At 71.9% G+C, this 14,766-nt stretch carries 16 protein-coding genes and 6 tRNA genes; 13 read left to right on the top strand and 9 right to left on the bottom strand.

Annotated features, from left to right (window positions below; genetic code table 11):
• The first annotated feature begins 64 nt into the window (after nt 1–64).
• Nucleotides 65–883, top strand: a complete 819-nt coding sequence (locus tag ACWD1Z_RS17710) for a TrmH family RNA methyltransferase (protein WP_451119584.1) — start codon at nt 65–67, stop codon at nt 881–883.
• Here ACWD1Z_RS17710 and ACWD1Z_RS17705 read toward each other — a convergent pair whose 3' ends face one another.
• The gene (locus tag ACWD1Z_RS17705) at nt 884–2,287 is read right to left on the bottom strand and encodes a protein kinase domain-containing protein (RefSeq protein ID WP_451119582.1); all 1,404 of its coding nucleotides are present in this window, start codon (nt 2,285–2,287) and stop codon (nt 884–886) included.
• A 195-nt stretch (nt 2,288–2,482) separates the two neighbouring features.
• Here ACWD1Z_RS17705 and ACWD1Z_RS17700 point away from each other — a divergent pair, with 195 nt between their 5' ends.
• The 4 genes from ACWD1Z_RS17700 to ACWD1Z_RS17685 all read left to right on the top strand — a co-directional run bounded on the left by ACWD1Z_RS17700 (nt 2,483) and on the right by ACWD1Z_RS17685 (nt 5,289).
• Nucleotides 2,483–2,758, top strand: coding sequence for a hypothetical protein (locus ACWD1Z_RS17700; RefSeq protein WP_389419283.1), 276 nt, complete (start codon nt 2,483–2,485; stop codon nt 2,756–2,758).
• 195 nt (nt 2,759–2,953) lie between these two features.
• On the top strand, nt 2,954–3,133 hold the full coding sequence (locus ACWD1Z_RS17695) for a hypothetical protein (RefSeq protein ID WP_389419282.1): 180 nt from the start codon (nt 2,954–2,956) through the stop codon (nt 3,131–3,133).
• A gap of 837 nt (nt 3,134–3,970) precedes the next feature.
• A complete protein-coding gene (locus ACWD1Z_RS17690) occupies nt 3,971–4,918 on the top strand; it encodes a phosphotransferase (protein ID WP_451119579.1) in 948 nt (315 codons plus the stop codon).
• An 80-nt stretch (nt 4,919–4,998) separates the two neighbouring features.
• On the top strand, nt 4,999–5,289 hold the full coding sequence (locus tag ACWD1Z_RS17685) for a TFIIB-type zinc ribbon-containing protein (protein ID WP_451119578.1): 291 nt from the start codon (nt 4,999–5,001) through the stop codon (nt 5,287–5,289).
• Between the two features lie 82 nt (nt 5,290–5,371).
• Here ACWD1Z_RS17685 and ACWD1Z_RS17680 read toward each other — a convergent pair.
• The 5 genes from ACWD1Z_RS17680 to ACWD1Z_RS17660 form a co-directional block, all read right to left on the bottom strand.
• Nucleotides 5,372–5,443 (bottom strand) — tRNA-Val (locus tag ACWD1Z_RS17680).
• A 34-nt stretch (nt 5,444–5,477) separates the two neighbouring features.
• A tRNA-Val gene (locus ACWD1Z_RS17675) sits at nt 5,478–5,549 on the bottom strand.
• A gap of 26 nt (nt 5,550–5,575) precedes the next feature.
• Nucleotides 5,576–5,647 (bottom strand) — tRNA-Val (locus tag ACWD1Z_RS17670).
• Between the two features lies 1 nt (nt 5,648).
• Nucleotides 5,649–5,722, bottom strand: a tRNA-Cys gene (locus ACWD1Z_RS17665).
• A 40-nt stretch (nt 5,723–5,762) separates the two neighbouring features.
• Nucleotides 5,763–5,835 (bottom strand) — tRNA-Gly (locus ACWD1Z_RS17660).
• Between the two features lie 189 nt (nt 5,836–6,024).
• Here ACWD1Z_RS17660 and ACWD1Z_RS17655 point away from each other — a divergent pair.
• From ACWD1Z_RS17655 to ACWD1Z_RS17645, 3 genes are read left to right on the top strand one after another with little or no spacing between them, the layout of a single operon-like run.
• Nucleotides 6,025–7,149 (top strand): chorismate-binding protein, encoded by a 1,125-nt coding sequence (locus tag ACWD1Z_RS17655; RefSeq protein ID WP_451119577.1) that lies wholly within the window; start codon nt 6,025–6,027, stop codon nt 7,147–7,149.
• Nucleotides 7,146–7,967, top strand: a complete 822-nt coding sequence (locus ACWD1Z_RS17650) for an aminotransferase class IV (RefSeq protein ID WP_451119576.1) — start codon at nt 7,146–7,148, stop codon at nt 7,965–7,967. The genes ACWD1Z_RS17655 and ACWD1Z_RS17650 overlap by 4 nt, the downstream gene beginning before the upstream one ends.
• Nucleotides 7,968–8,019: 52 nt before the next feature.
• On the top strand, nt 8,020–8,844 hold the full coding sequence (locus ACWD1Z_RS17645; protein WP_451119575.1) for a GNAT family N-acetyltransferase: 825 nt from the start codon (nt 8,020–8,022) through the stop codon (nt 8,842–8,844).
• Nucleotides 8,845–8,871: 27 nt separating this feature from the next.
• On the opposite strand, the gene ACWD1Z_RS17640 is transcribed toward ACWD1Z_RS17645, so the two are convergent.
• On the bottom strand, nt 8,872–9,399 hold the full coding sequence (locus ACWD1Z_RS17640; RefSeq protein ID WP_451119573.1) for a DsbA family protein: 528 nt from the start codon (nt 9,397–9,399) through the stop codon (nt 8,872–8,874).
• Nucleotides 9,400–9,537: 138 nt separating this feature from the next.
• On the opposite strand from ACWD1Z_RS17640, the gene ACWD1Z_RS17635 reads away from it, so the two are divergent.
• A complete protein-coding gene (locus tag ACWD1Z_RS17635; protein WP_451119572.1) occupies nt 9,538–10,020 on the top strand; it encodes a hypothetical protein in 483 nt (160 codons plus the stop codon).
• A gap of 155 nt (nt 10,021–10,175) precedes the next feature.
• Nucleotides 10,176–10,328 (top strand): hypothetical protein, encoded by a 153-nt coding sequence (locus tag ACWD1Z_RS17630; RefSeq protein ID WP_176711650.1) that lies wholly within the window; start codon nt 10,176–10,178, stop codon nt 10,326–10,328.
• 746 nt (nt 10,329–11,074) lie between these two features.
• On the opposite strand, the gene ACWD1Z_RS17625 is transcribed toward ACWD1Z_RS17630, so the two are convergent.
• Nucleotides 11,075–11,635, bottom strand: coding sequence for a CGNR zinc finger domain-containing protein (locus ACWD1Z_RS17625; RefSeq protein ID WP_451119570.1), 561 nt, complete (start codon nt 11,633–11,635; stop codon nt 11,075–11,077).
• Between the two features lie 293 nt (nt 11,636–11,928).
• A complete protein-coding gene (locus ACWD1Z_RS17620) occupies nt 11,929–12,342 on the bottom strand; it encodes an SsgA family sporulation/cell division regulator (RefSeq protein ID WP_004002642.1) in 414 nt (137 codons plus the stop codon).
• A gap of 191 nt (nt 12,343–12,533) precedes the next feature.
• On the opposite strand from ACWD1Z_RS17620, the gene ACWD1Z_RS17615 reads away from it, so the two are divergent.
• The 3 genes from ACWD1Z_RS17615 (at nt 12,534) to ACWD1Z_RS17605 (ending at nt 14,763) form a co-directional block, all read left to right on the top strand.
• Nucleotides 12,534–12,986: a TIGR02611 family protein gene (locus ACWD1Z_RS17615; protein WP_451119568.1), complete on the top strand. Its 453-nt coding sequence runs from the start codon at nt 12,534–12,536 to the stop codon at nt 12,984–12,986.
• Nucleotides 12,987–13,074: 88 nt separating this feature from the next.
• Nucleotides 13,075–13,146: transfer RNA gene (locus tag ACWD1Z_RS17610), tRNA-Val, on the top strand.
• Between the two features lie 330 nt (nt 13,147–13,476).
• The gene (locus ACWD1Z_RS17605; protein ID WP_451119566.1) at nt 13,477–14,763 is read left to right on the top strand and encodes an extracellular solute-binding protein; all 1,287 of its coding nucleotides are present in this window, start codon (nt 13,477–13,479) and stop codon (nt 14,761–14,763) included.
• The last annotated feature ends 3 nt before the right edge of the window (nt 14,764–14,766 follow it).

Here is a 14,766-nt window from a genome sequence, read left to right as displayed (position 1 = left end):
CCCGAGGTAACTCACCGACTCCCGAGCCGTTGGCACCGCACGCACGACAAGGCAGTATCACCCTGTGGCCGATCTCATCACCGTCGAGGACCCCGCCGACCCGCGCCTGCGCGACTACACGGGCCTGACCGACGTAGAACTGCGCCGCAAGCGCGAGCCCGCCGAGGGCCTGTTCATCGCCGAGGGCGAGAAGGTCATCAGAAGGGCCAAGGACGCCGGCTACGAGATGCGCTCCATGCTGCTGTCCGCGAAGTGGGTCGACGTCATGCGGGATGTGATCGACGAACTCCCGGCCCCCGTCTACGCGGTCAGCCCCGAGCTGGCCGAACAGGTCACCGGCTACCACGTGCACCGCGGCGCGCTCGCCTCCATGCAGCGCAAGCCGCTCCCCACGGCGACCGAGCTGCTGGGGACCGCCCGCCGGGTGGTGATCATGGAGTCGGTCAACGACCACACCAACATCGGCGCGATCTTCCGCTCGGCGGCGGCCCTCGGCATGGACGCGGTCCTGCTCTCCCCGGACTGCGCGGACCCGCTGTACCGGCGCAGCGTGAAGGTGTCGATGGGCGCCGTCTTCTCGGTGCCGTACGCCCGTCTGGAGAGCTGGCCCAAGGGCCTGGAGTCGGTCCGCGAGGCCGGGTTCACCCTTCTCGCCCTCACGCCGGACGAGAAGGCCAGGTCCCTCGACGAGGCCGCCCCGCACCGGATGGACCGGGTCGCCCTGATGCTCGGCGCCGAGGGCGACGGCCTGTCCCGGCAGGCCCTGGTCGCCGCGGACGAGTGGGTCCGCATCCCCATGGCCCACGGCGTCGACTCCCTCAACGTGGGCGCGGCGGCCGCGGTCGCCTTCTACGCGGTGGCGACCGGCCGCCCCGAGGCGTGACTAGTCCGACGCCTCGAACGTCGACTCGTACCGCTGCGACATGGGCGCCCCGCCCGACGGCTGGTGACCCGGCGCGGGCGGGGCCGACCGCTCCTGCCGTACGACGTCCCGCTCGCCGCCCAGTCCCCGGCTCGGGCCCTGGCAGCCCTGGGCGGCGGCGATGCCCAGCGCGACCAGCAAGGTCACCACGACGAACACGATCAGCCGCTGGCGCAGCAGCTGAGGGTTGGCGGGCCGGCGGCCCGTGCCCGTGGTCCGCGGAACCGTACGCCGGGTTCCGCCGCGCGGGCCGGTCCGGCTGCCGCTGCCCGTCCGCCCGGTGTTCCGTCCGGTGTTCCGAGAGGCGGGCGTGGGCCGCGGCCCCGACCGGCCGGACGAGGAGGGCGCCGGACCACCGCGCGCGGCGCCGCTCCGGGAGGGAGCGGGACCGCGGGAGCCGGGACCGGTGGCGCGCGGCGGGGGAGTCGTCCCCTGCGGGCGCCGCTGAGCACGGTCCGGGTAGCTCTCCGTGAGCCGTCCGGTCGCCCGGTCCCCGTCCCCGGCGCGGGGCGCGGGCGGCCGCAGCTCGGCGACGCCCTGCGCCTCGCGGGCCGCGATCTCCTTGAGCCGCAGAGACAGCTGGAGCGTGGTCGGCCGCTCCTCGGGCGCCTTGGCGAGACAGGCCCGCACCAGCGGCGCCAGCGCGTCGGGCACGCCGTGGAGCTGCGGCTCCTCGTGCACCACGCGGTAGAGCATCACCTCGGAACTGCCGTGCCCGAAGGGCGAGTCGCCCATCGAGGCGTACGCCAGGGTCGCGCCGAGCGAGAACACGTCCGTGGCCGGGGTGACGGCGGCGCCGCGCACCTGCTCGGGCGCGAGGAAGCCGGGCGAGCCCACCGCCGTGCCGACGTGGGTCAGCGTGGAGGCCCCCGTCGCCCAGGCGATGCCGAAGTCGATGATCCGCGGTCCCTTGGGGGACAGCAGGATGTTGGACGGCTTGAGATCCCGGTGGACGACCCCGGCCTCGTGCACCGCGACCAGCCCCTCCGACAGGGCAGCCCCGATCGCGGCGACCTCGGCCGCGATCAGCGAGCCCTCGTCGGCGACCTTGTCGTGCAGGGAGGGCCCGGGCACGTACTGCGTGGCGAACCAGGGCCGGTCGGCGTCGAGATCGGCGGCGACGAGCCGCGCGGTGCAGCCGCCCCGGATCCGCCGGGCGGCGGACACCTCGCGCGCGAACCGCGACCGGAACTCCTGGTCCTCGGCCAGATCGGGCCGGATGACCTTCAGCGCGACCCGCTGCCCCTTCTTGTCGGAGCCCAGGTAGACCACGCCCATCCCACCCGCGCCCAGCCGCCTGTGAAGCCTGAACGAGCCGACGACGCGCGGGTCCTCGCGCCTCAGGCGCATCATCGCCATGTTCATCCCCGCTGCCCGGTCCTGTGACGAGCCACAGCTTACGTTTCCCCGGCCGCCCGCGCGCAGAGGCCGCGCCCTCTCGGCCCGACGGATTGTCAGTGCCGGGTGGGAGACTTGAGGGGTGGTCAGGGAGCTGGAGAACAGGCCGACTTAGCGTTGCCTGTGATCCCAACCACCCGTCACAGAAGGGGGATTGAACCCGTGAAGGGTGATCGCGTGGAGATAGTGGTGGATGCGGGGGACACGACCCGCACCTATGAGGTGGTGGCGAGCAGGGCGGGCCGCCGGGTGGAGACGGCGGTACGCCGGGGCGTGGTCGAAGTGAGCGAAGTCACCCGCAGCGGGACTGTCGTCCGTACGGCCCGGTTCATGGCGAACCGGGTGCTGGCACTGGTCGAGCAGCCGGTGCCGCGCGAGGACGGCTCGGAGAAAGCGGGGCACACCGGGCGACCCCTCGGGGAAGACCCCGAGACCTAGGACTCCGTCTCCACCCAGGGGAGTACTCAGCGGGTCATCGCTCATCCTCCGGGAGGCCCGGCAATCGGTACGAGGGCATGACGTACGGCAGGGGCCGCGCCCGTAGATTTGAGGTCATGCGGCGGGTGCAGCACTCGTCCCCCGAGGTCAGACACCCGCCGCTGTCACGACAACCGAACGGTCAGGAGAGGGACCATGGCCTACACGGCACCGCGGACCCGCACGGCGCTCCGTTCCCGCCGCGACGGCCGTCGCCACCCGCTGGTGGCGACGCTGATGGCCCTTCCTCTGGCGGCCCTGCTGCTCCTCGTCTTCGACGGCTGGGAGACAGTGGCCACACAAGCGTCGTCCGTGGGAGTGATGCTGGGGCGCTGAGCGGCGACCCCAGGCCCGGAAGAGCGGTCCGGGCGGGGACATCCACCCATGAAACCCCGTGGGGACGGGGGTGCGGCGGACGGCACAAATGCCGGCGCAGCTGGGGAGCTGCGCCGGCATTACTGTTGCCCAAACCCGCCCAGCCATGCCGGACGCCGCCGCCCCCTATCCCCGGCCGGCGCTCCTCCACAGCGGCCAGTCACCCCGACGCAGCCGACGCCAGGCCCGTACGGCCGCGCCGCCGTAACGGCCGTAGCCGTGAGCCAGCCGTCTCGCCGCACCTGCGGGCTGCGGCAGCTGCCTCAGTTGCGGGCGGCCGGGGCGGGCCGTATGCCTCATCAGCCCTCCCGCCGAAGCCGTAGCCGCCTCACCTGTGGCCAGTCATGCCGCCTGTAGCCCACGGCACTCGTCTTGCTGCCGTGCCGCGCAGCTCGTATCGGCGTAGTCGCTCGCACTGGCAGGCGTGCGTCTCGGCGGCCGTGCCGTCGGCGGCGGTCTCGCCAAAGCCGCCTCAGCCGCAGCCACCCCGGCTGCGGGCACCTATGCAGGCGTAGCCCCTGGCAGCGGCGCCGCCCTCGCTGCCCGCGCTGGCGGGGTCCCGCCCCACCCGCGCCGCTGCGGCAGTCGTGCCGTTGGGACGGCACGGGTGGGCGCTGGGGGTCGCCCCCGCCGGGAGGCACCCAGCCAGCGCGGGTGAGCGAAACCCACCCCGCGTACACCTCGATCCCCACCCCCGCGTACACCTCGCCCCCACCCCAGTACCGCCCCTCGCCCCGACACTCAACCCCACCCCTGCGTACCCTCACCCCAGACCCACCCCCCCCCGCAGGGAGCCCCGTGACAGTCACCCCCCTCTTGCCGGATCTGGCCCGTGCCGCCAGCGTCACCGCTCACACACGCCGTTCCACCTGCCCTTGCGGGGCCACCGAAACGCTTGCCGATCGCCCCGACGCCACCGTCGTCCGGCATGCCGACACCGTCGCCAAGGCCCACCCCCCGAACACCGACCCCGCCGGCCTCACCCTCCGCCTCGCCACCGCCGCCGCCCTCCCCGGCACCCTCCTGCCCCCGCTCACCCCCTCCCCGGCGCCCCTCCACGACCGCCTGGTGACCTGCTGGCCGTACGGGACCCCCGTAGATCCGCACGACCCCGACACCGCCCCCTGGGAAGCCGCCGCCACCCTCCTCGCCCAGCTCCACCGCCACCCACCCCTCCCGGGGACACCCCCCATGCGCGGCCCCGCCAAGGCCGCCCAAGCCATCGAGCGACTCAACGCCACCGCGCCCGCCGGCAGCGAAACCGCCGCCGTCCTCCGCGCCTGGCACACCCTCCCCACCTGGGCCCGAGCCGAGACCCCGATGCCCGGCGACGCTCCCCGCACCCTCTGCCACGGCGACTTCCACCTCGGCCAGCTCGTCCGGCACCCCGCCCTCCACGGCCCCTGGCGGCTCATAGACGTCGACGACCTCGGCACCGGAATCCCCGCCTGGGACCTCGCCCGCCCCGCCGCCTGGTACGCCTGCGGCCTCCTCGCCCCCGAGGAGTGGACCCGCTTCCTCACCGCCTACCGCGCCGCGGCCGGCCCGGCCGTCCCCCCGGACGGCGACCCCTGGCCCGCCCTCGACACCGCGGCCCGCGCCCTGACCGTGCAGACCGCCGCGACCGCGACAGCGAAGGCGGCCCACGCCGGCCGCCCCCTCGACGAGATCGAGCGGTCCTTGATCGACGCCTGCGACCGAATCGCGTCCACCCCGCCCGAGTTGACGTACGAATCAGCCAAGTAGGGTGCAACCGACCACAGCCGGACAGAGTCTGTCCTGGCGATACGCGAAGCAGGACCGACCGGCGAGGAGTTGAGCCGACCATGCAGTGTCCGAAGTGTCGTGCCCCGATGCACACCTACAACCGCAACGGCGTCCAGATCGAGCAGTGCAGCGGCTGCCGCGGGATCTTCCTGGACTACGGCGAGCTGGAGGCCCTGACCCGCCTGGAGTCCCAGTGGTCCCAGCCGGCCCCGCCCGCGCCTCCCGCCCCGCAGGCGTACCCGGCCGCCCCCGCCCCCGCGGCCCCCGCCTGGGGTGCCCCGCAGCACGGCGGCGGTCACTACGGCCACAAGCGCCACAAGAGCTTCGGCCACATGCTCTTCTCCAGCTGAGCACCGAGCCGGGAGCACTGAGCAGCTGAGCGGCAGCACGCACGAAGAAGCCCCCGACCACAAGGCCGGGGGCTTCGATGCGTGGACGATACTGGGATTGAACCAGTGACCTCTTCCGTGTCAGGGAAGCGCTCTCCCGCTGAGCTAATCGTCCGGGAGACCGTGACCCGAGGATCACGACTGCTGCGTGCGCGATACTGGGATTGAACCAGTGACCTCTTCCGTGTCAGGGAAGCGCTCTCCCGCTGAGCTAATCGCGCGGGTAGGGATCTTGGAGAAGATCCAGTGGACGATACTGGGATTGAACCAGTGACCTCTTCCGTGTCAGGGAAGCGCTCTCCCGCTGAGCTAATCGTCCTTGGAGGTGGAGACGGGATTTGAACCCGTGTAGACGGCTTTGCAGGCCGTTGCCTCGCCTCTCGGCCACTCCACCAGGAGTGCGGGGGTTCGGGATGATCCCCCTTGCTCTTCCGAGCGAACGACGAGGTTCGAACTCGCGACCTCAACCTTGGCAAGGTTGCGCTCTACCAACTGAGCTACGTTCGCCTGTCCTTCCGGCCCGCTTGCGCGGCCCGGCGACGTGTTGAACTCTAGCGGATTCCTGGGCCAGTACAAAAACGCGTTTGTGCAGCGTGCTGCGCCGCACCCCGGCCCGACCTGGTCCCGGACGTGGTCAGAGCCCCCGCGAGGACATGCCCGGACCACCCCGGAGACACCCGCCATAGACTCGACAGCGTGCTCGACCTCCCTCCCCTGGCCCGATTCGGCGACCGTCTCGCCACCGGCCTCCTCGACGTCACCAGCGACCCCGAGGCCCTGGACTCCACCGGCTTCTGGGCCGTCGCCGCGGATTTCGAGGGCCGGCTGACCTGCGCCCGCTTCCGGGACGTCCGGGAGTCGCCCGTGCCCGCCCCGGTGCCCGGCGCCTGGCACGGCCCCGCGGCGGCCGACTGGACCTCCTCCCTCGACCGCGCCGCCTACACCGCGGGCGTGCGCCGCATCCGCGAGCACATAGCGGCCGGCGAGGTCTACCAGGCCAACCTCTGCCGGGTGCTCTCCGCCCCGGTCGCCCCCGACGCCGACGTGGACGCCCTGACCGCCCTGCTGGCCCGCGGCAACCCGGCGCCGTACGCAGGAACGATCCGGCTGCCGGAGCACGGCGTGGAGATCGCCACCGCCTCCCCGGAGCTGTTCCTGCGCCGGGACGGCCGGACCGTGGAGTCCGGGCCGATCAAGGGCACCGGCCGCACCGAGGCGGACCTGCTGGAGAAGGACTACGCGGAGAACGTGATGATCGTGGACCTGGTCCGCAACGACATCGGCCGCGTCTGCGCCACCGGCACGGTCACCGTGCCCGACCTGTGCGCCGTGGAGAAGCACCCGGGCCTGGTCCACCTCGTCTCCACCGTGCGCGGCGAGCTGCGCGCCGGCGCCGGCTGGCCCGAGCTGCTCGCCGCCGCCTTCCCGCCCGGCTCGGTCACCGGCGCCCCCAAGTCCAGCGCCCTGAGGATCATCGACGCCCTGGAGACGGCACCCCGGGGCCCGTACTGCGGGGGGATCGGGTGGGTCGACGCGGACCGGGGGACCGGCGCGCTCGCGGTCGGCATCCGCACCTTCTGGATCGACCGCGCGCGGGGGGCGCTGCGCTTCGGCACCGGCGCCGGCATCACCTGGGGCTCCGACCCGGAGGGGGAGTGGCGGGAGACCGAGCTGAAGGCGTCCCGGCTGCTCGCGGTAGCGTCGGGGGCGTACGAGGTGCACGGCGAGGCACTCACGTACTGTGCTGACCCGGGGAGCGACCCCCGCACCCCCGGCCGGCCCGACGCGCCCGGCACACTCACACGAGGTACTGACCAGTGAAGCTTTGGTTCGACGGCGGGCTCCAGGACATCGAGTCCGCCCGTGTCTCCGTCTTCGACCACGGGCTGACCGTGGGCGACGGCATCTTCGAGACGGTGAAGGCGACGGACGGCAAGACGTTCGCGCTCACCCGGCATCTGCACCGGCTGACCCGCTCCGCGCGCGGCCTCGGCCTGCCGGACCCCGACCACGACGAGATCCGCCGCGCCTGTACGGCCGTCCTCGAGGCCAACCCGATGCCGCTCGGCCGGCTCCGCATCACGTACACCGGCGGTCACGGCCCCCTCGGCTCCGACCGCGGCGAGCACGGCCCGACCCTGGTCGTCGCCCTCGGGGAGACCACCCGCCGCCCCGACTCCACGGCCGTGATCACGGTCCCCTGGACCCGCAACGAACGCGGCGCGCTCACCGGCCTGAAGACCACCTCGTACGCCGAGAACGTCGTCGCCCTCGCCCGCGCCCACCAAAAGGGCGGCTCCGAGGCGCTGTTCGCCAACACGGTCGGGCAACTCTGCGAGGGCACCGGGTCCAACGTCTTCGTCGTCCTGGACGGCGAGATCCACACCCCGCCGGTCAGCTCCGGCTGTCTGGCGGGCATCACCCGCGAGCTGGTCGCCCAGTGGACGGGCGCCAAGGAGACCGATCTTCCGCTGGACGTCCTCCAGCGGGCCGACGAGATCTTCCTGACGTCGACGCTGCGGGACGTCCAGGCCGTGCACCGCGTCGACGAGCGCGAACTGCCGGGCGCCCCGGGTCCGGTGACCGCCAAGGCCATGCGGATCTTCGACGAGCGGTCCGGCCAGGACCAAGATCCGTGAACCGGACGAAAAGAAGCTGACGTGGGCCTCCATCGCGGGTAGAACACCCGTGATGACCACGACCCTGCGGCCGACCGAGCCGCTCCAGCGAGACGCCGACGGGGTGCTGTCGCGCCACTTCCAGGTGTGCGTGAACAGCCGTCCCGTCGGCGCGATACACCTGGCGACGGACCCCCTGTTCGGGCCGGCCGTCGCGCGCATCAGCGACCTGCGCATCGAGGAGCCGGACCGCGGGCGCGGCCGGGGCACCGTGGCCGCACTCGCCGCCGAGGAAGTGGCCCGCGGCTGGGGCTGCACACGGATCGACATCAGGGTGCCGGGCGACTGCGGGCCCGCGCTGCGGCTCGCCACCGCGCTGGGCTACGTCCACCGCAACCGCGGCATGGAGAAGCAGCTCGGCACCGCCCCGCCCGCCCTGCCGGAGGGCAGCCGGGGCCGGCCCATGACCCAGGCCGAGTACGAGCCGTGGGTGGAGCACGGCAACGCCCACTACGCACAGAGCTGGATCGACCGCGGCGTGCCCGAGGACCAGGCGTGGGCCAAGGCGCTGAGCGACATGTCCACGCTGCTCCCGCAGGGCCTGGCCACCGAGGGCATGCTGATCAGCGTCCTGGAGCAGGTCGGGGAGGCAGTCGGCACGCTGTGGCTGTCGGTGGCGGGGGACAAGGCGTTCGTCTTCGACGTCGAGGCGGACGCCCGGTTCCGCGGCCGGGGGCACGACCGCACGCTGATGCTGCTGGCCGAGGGCCAGGCGGTGGCCGCCGGGAAGCGGGTCATCGGCCTCAACGTCTTCGCGGACAACACCCCGGCCGAGCGCCTGTACGCGTCCCTCGGCTATGTGCCGGTGGGCTACTCCATGTACAAGAACCTGCTCTGAGCGCGAGGACCTGCACGGAGTCAGGGGTCAGCCCTGCCCGGCCTCGGCCAGCAGCCGGTCCACGATCTCCTCGACGCGCTCGCGCAGCCCCTCCTGGCTCTTGCCGCCGTCGAGACGCTCGCCGCCGATGACGTACGTGGGCGTGCCGGTCACGCCGATCGCCTTGCCCTCGGCCTGGTCGGCGTCCACGATCAGGATGTGCCGGCCGTCGACGAGCGCGGTGTCGAACTCCTCGGCGTCCAGACCGAGTTCTCCGGCCACCTGGACCAGGAAGGGCTCTCCCTGACGGTCCAGCTCCTCGACCCGGCCCAGCACCGCTTCCACGTAAGGCCATCCCTGGCCCTGCTCCAACGCCTCCTCGGCGGCCTGCGCGGCGGCGAAGGAGTGCTTGTGCTTCTCCAGCGGGAAGTGCCGCAGCCTGAGCTCCAGCCGGTCGCCGTAGCGGGCGCGCAGGGCCCGCAGGTCGTCGAGGGCGGTACGGCAGTCCGGGCACTGGAGTTCGCACCACACGTCGAGGACGGGCGCGGCGGGACGGACGGGGGAGGAGTCGCTCATGGGCTCAGTCTCCCAGCCCGGTACCGGCCGGGCCCAATCAGGGATCCCCGAGCGGACCGGCACCTGCGGAGGAGCCGACCCGGAGATGTCCCTGATGTCCGGCGGGAGCATGGCCCGGCGGGGCCCGGCAGGTGCAGGATGGAGGGGACGAGGGCCCCGCGCCTGACCGAATCCTGTCTGGAGGACCGGATGATTGCCGAGACCGTCTGTTCCGCCGTAGCCGCGGCCGGCCTGGGCATCGCGGCGGTCACGGCGTACCGCAAGCGTTTCCTCTCCGCGGCCCGGATCGCCGCGTACTCCCTCGTCCCGCTGGGTCTGGTGATGACCGGCGTGGTCGAGTGGCTGGCGGACACCGCGTTCAGCCCGGCCGCCTGGGCGGGCTTCGGCGTGCTCGGCGTCTCCTGGGTGCTCTTCGCGAGCACCCGGGCCGTGGAGCGCCGCCGGGGCGGCGGCACCCGCAAGGAGCGCAAGCAGGCCCGGTCCGCGCAGCGCGAGGCGGTGGCCCCGGCGGCCTCGGCGCCCACCCTGGGCTCCGGCTCCCGGCCGACGGCCAGGCCCGCGGCGGCACCGCAGGAGGACTTCAGCGACATCGAGGCGATCCTCAAGAAGCACGGCATATGACGGCCCGCACAGGGGCTGAAACGACACAGTGGGTCGCTGTCCGCGCGTAATCGATCACGACCCGGACCGGACATTGCGGATTAAGGCGAACTACCGCTGCTTCCGGGCGTGTTGATCGCGCGGGGAGGGTCCACTGCGTCATCATCGCCCGCGAGATGCTGGACACGACACAGAGCGAGACCGCGCCGCCGCAGGACGAGCCGCGTGGATGCCTCTTCGCCCTTTCCCAGCCACCGCTGATGATCTTCCTTGCGGTGATCGGGTGTCTGCTGCTCATGGCTGCGCTGCACGACCTGCTGCTGCTCTGAGCCGTACCCGCGGCCCCCGGCGCCACCCGCCGGGGCCCGCGTCGACGCCGGCCCCCGTCCCGGACCCAGCTCGACGCCGGTGTCCGGCCCCGGAATCCCGTACGACGCCGGGTCCGTCCCGGATCCCGCACGACGCGGGTGTCCAGCCCCGGAGCCCCCGCGATGGCGGTGTGTGTCCGGCCCCGCAGTCCTACGACGCGGGTGTCCGTCCCCGCAGCCAGCTCGATGCCGCCGGTGTCTGCCCCGGGACCCGCACGCCGCCGGTGTCTGCCCCTGAATCCCGCACGATGCGGGTGCCCAGTCCCGGAGCCCTCGCGATGCCGGTGTCCGGCCAAGCAGCCCCCGCGACGCCGGTGTCGCCCCCGGATCCCGCACGACGCCGGGATGCCAGCCCCGGAGCCCCCGCGATGGCGGTGTGTGTCCGGCCCCGCAGTCCTACGACGCGGGTGTCCGCCCCCGCAGCCAGCTCGATGCCGCCGGTGTCTGCCCCGGGACCCGCACGCCGCCGGTGTCTGCCCCTGAATCCCGCACGATGCGGGTGCCCAGTCCCGGAGCCCTCGCGATGCCGGTGTCCGGCCAAGCAGCCCCCGCGACGCCGGTGTCGCCCCCGGATCCCGCACGACGCCGGTATGCCAGCCCCGGAATCCCCGCGATGGCGGTGTGTGTCCGGCCCCGCAGTCCTACGACGCGGGTGTCCGGCCCCGCAGCCAGCTCGACGCCGGTGTCCGCCCCCGCGGCCGGGGGTCTCAGCCCGCTGCCTCCTTGCGTCGAGCCCGGTAGGCGGCGACATGGAGGCGGTTGCCGCAGGTGCGGCTGTCGCAGTAGCGGCGGGAGCGATTGCGGGAGAGGTCGACGAAGGCGCGCCGGCAGTCGGGGGCCTCGCAGCGCCGCAGCCGTTCCTGCTCCCCGGCGACCACGAAGATCGCCAGGGCCATGCCGCCGTCGGCCGCGAGGTGGTCGGCGACCGAGGCGCCGGGCGCGAAGTAGTGCACATGCCAGTCGTAGCCGTCGTGGTCGGTGAGCCGGGGAGTGGTGCCGGCGGCGGCGACCAGCTCGTTGATCAGGCCGGCCGCGCTCCGGGCCTCCGGCGCCGCGAAGATCCCAGCGAACCTGGCCCGGATCTTGCGCACCGCGGACAGGTCCAGCTCGGAGAGCACGCCGACATCGCTGATCTCGTGCCGGCGCACGAAGTCGGCGAGGGCCGCGACATCCGGCAGCGCCTCCTCCGTCCCGTCGTCCTCCGGTGCGGTGTTCACCAGATCCACGACAGCGTCGAGGGCGCACCGGGTGTCGTGGGTGATCAGCACGTTTCGCTCCCTGGCCTGAGGGTCGGACGCGGGGGCGCCCGCCGATGCTGGCCGATGGTAGTAGCTTCGCCGACGGCGGGACGGTCGCGCCAGGCGCCTGGTAGCCGGGGGCAACCGAATGGCGCCCAGGACGGCGAGATCAGGCCGCGCCGGGGCCGGCCCCACGCACGCCGACGCCGCCCCGTGAGTGACTCACGGTGACGGCGTCGGCGCATACCCTATGCAGTTGTTTGTCCTGGGCCCGAGCCGTCTCCCCGAGTCGACGGCGCCGGGCGGCTTCGTGGTGCCCCGCTTCAGCTCTCCGCCAGAATGTGCGAGAGCTCCTGGTCGAGGTCGAAGTGCCGGTGCTCCGTGCCGGGGGGCACGGCGGCGTCTGTTCGCTTCAGGAAGGACTCCAGGGCCCGTGCCGGGGCCTCGAGCAGGGCTTCGCCCTCCGGGGAGCTCAGGGCGATGCACACGACGCCCTGACCGTGACTGCGCGACGGCCAGACTCGGACGTCGCCGGTCCCGGTGGGCCGGTGCAGGCCCTCGGCCAGAAGGTCGCGGGCGAACACCCACTCGACGGTTTCCTCGGCTCCGGTGTGGAAGGTGGCGTGCACGGCGTAGGGATCGGCCGTGTCGTACCGCAGGCCTGCGGGGACAGGCAGGGAGGACTCGCTCGACACAACGAGGCGCAGGTGCAGCTCGCAGCTGACCGTGGTGTTCATAAGCGCCAGGGCCTTTCGCTCAGTGTGCGCTCGGGGATTCGCACGTCGGCGAAATCGACATGCCACCTACGGTGCCGTTGTAAACCCCTCTGAGTGTTTTGCGTGCCTTTATGTAACTCTTCCGGCCGACGTCCCGTTCGCGAGGTACGACCATTCCGGTGACTCGTTTCTCTCCGGTAGGGTTTGGCCGTATGAACACGGGGAGTAGCGAGCCTGGCGAGGTGGCCATGGCGTCGAACGAGACCGAAGTGGACGGCGCACAGAGCGAGCGGGCGCTCGGCTCCAGAGCACCGGAATTCGTCAGGGCCCGCCGTCTGCTGCACCTGAGCTGGCAGGTGGGCGTCTTCATCATCGGCCTCGCGGTCGTGGGGGTCGGCATCGTCATGCTGCCGCTGCCCGGTCCCGGCTGGGTGGTGATCTTCGGCGGCATGGCGATCTGGGCGACCGAGTTCGTCTGGGCCCAGCTGGTGCTGCGCTGGACCAAGCGCAAGGTCACCGAGGCCGCCCAGCGCGCCCTGGACCCGAAGGTGCGCCGCCGCAACATCATCCTGACGTCGATCGGCCTCGTGATCGTGGCCGTCCTGGGCGGGTTCTACCTCTGGAAGTTCGGCGTCGTGATGCCCTGGAAGATCGAGGACCAGTGATCCGCCGAGGGGGCGCGGGGGCCGGCCGGTCCACGTCGGTGCTGGTCACAGGCACCCGCTGACATGGGGTAATGTTCTTCCTGCGCCCGGGCGATTAGCTCAGTGGGAGAGCGCTTCGTTCACACCGAAGAGGTCACTGGTTCGAACCCAGTATCGCCCACCCGGGACGACGGCCCGTCTGCTGCACAGCAGGCGGGCCGTCGGCGTTCGGGGCGGCGGGGGACCTCCCGCCCGCGAGGACGACTTCCGGCCGAGCCGCCGTTTCGTCCGACGCCCTGCATTCCGTTCGGCCGGCCGACCCTGCGCGCCCCACCTGCGACGACGTGCCGCTGCCCGGCTCCGGGAGCGGCCACCCCGCCTCCCGCCTCCGCAAGAAATTCCTGTCCGAATCATTGACGCACCCCGGGGCCCTCCGTAACTTGTGCCAGCAAGCGCTTACTTGAAACGATTCATGCAGGCGGCAATGACGCTGCGGGGAGGTGGCCCAACCATGGGAACCAGCAGGAATGTTGAGAGGCGAACGATCCTGAAGGTGGCCGGTGCTTCGGCGGCCGCGCTGGGTCTGGCGGCGACGACGGGGTGCGGCGGCGACAGCGGTTCCGGAGACGGGACGGTGACACTCCGTTACGCCTGGTGGGGTGGCGAGCCGCGCACCATCGCCATCAAGAAGTCGATCGCGCTCTTCGAGAAGAAGTACCCGAAGATCAAGATCAAGCCGGAATTCACGGACTACGCGGCCTTCTGGGAGAAGTTCCAGACGCAGGCCTCCGGCGGGAATCCGCCGGATGTTTTCCAGAATGCGGTCGGCTTTCTGCGCAAGTACGACAAGCGCGGCGTTCTGATGGATCTCAAGTCGCAGGCGGACTCCGGGAATCTGAGCCTGGAGAACTTCCGCAACGGCGTTCTGGCGAACGGTCAGGTCGACGGCAAGCAGCTCGGCATCCCCGTCGGCGCCAACACCATGGCGCTGGTCATCGACCTCAAGGCCTTCGAGAAGGCAGGCGTGAAGGCGGAGTTCGGCTGGACCTGGGACGATTACTTCGACGCGCTCCAGACCATCCAGGACAAGCTGAAGATCGCCGGTGACACCGGCTACTTCGGCATCATGTACCTCTACGACCTGTATCTGCGTCAGAACGGAAAGGCCTTCTTCACCGACTCCGATCTCGGTTTCACCCAGGACGATCTGACGCAGTGGTGGGAGGACGGCTACAAGCGCGTGCGTTCCGGGCTGGTCGCCGACCCCAAGAAGATCGAGCAGGTCGCGCCCAAGTCCGGCCTGTCCGCGGGACTCGCCGCGTCCGAGTTCACCTGGGACAACTTCTCCATCCGCTACGAGGGTGAGGGCGAGTCGGACTACGGGCTGGCGCCGATCCCCACCACGGACGGCAAGGACACCGGCCAGTACCTCGGCTCCCTGATGCTCAGCGCCTTCTCCGGGACCAAGCACCCCAAGGAAGTCGCCCAGTTCATCGACTTCATGGTCCACGACCCCGAGGTCGGCAAGATCATGGGCTACGACCGCGGCATCCTCCCCACGACCGAGCAGTACGAGGCGTTCACGCCCACCGACGAGACCAACAAGGGTGTCAAGGCGTACGAGGAGCAGGTCGCCGCGGCGGGCGTGCTCGGGAAGATCACCCCGCACCCGTCCGGCGCCGATGTCATCGAGGCGGCGTTCCTGCGGCTCGGCGGTGAGGTCGCCCAGGGCAAGACCAAGCCGGCCGACGCCGCCAAGGCGCTGTTCAGCGAGGCCAAGGCCGCGTTCGCGGGCTGAGGG

The sequence above is a fragment of the Streptomyces sp. NPDC002784 genome (assembly GCF_053592135.1).
Note: the sequence above shows the minus strand (reverse complement) of the source record. Positions and strands in the feature narration are given on the sequence as shown.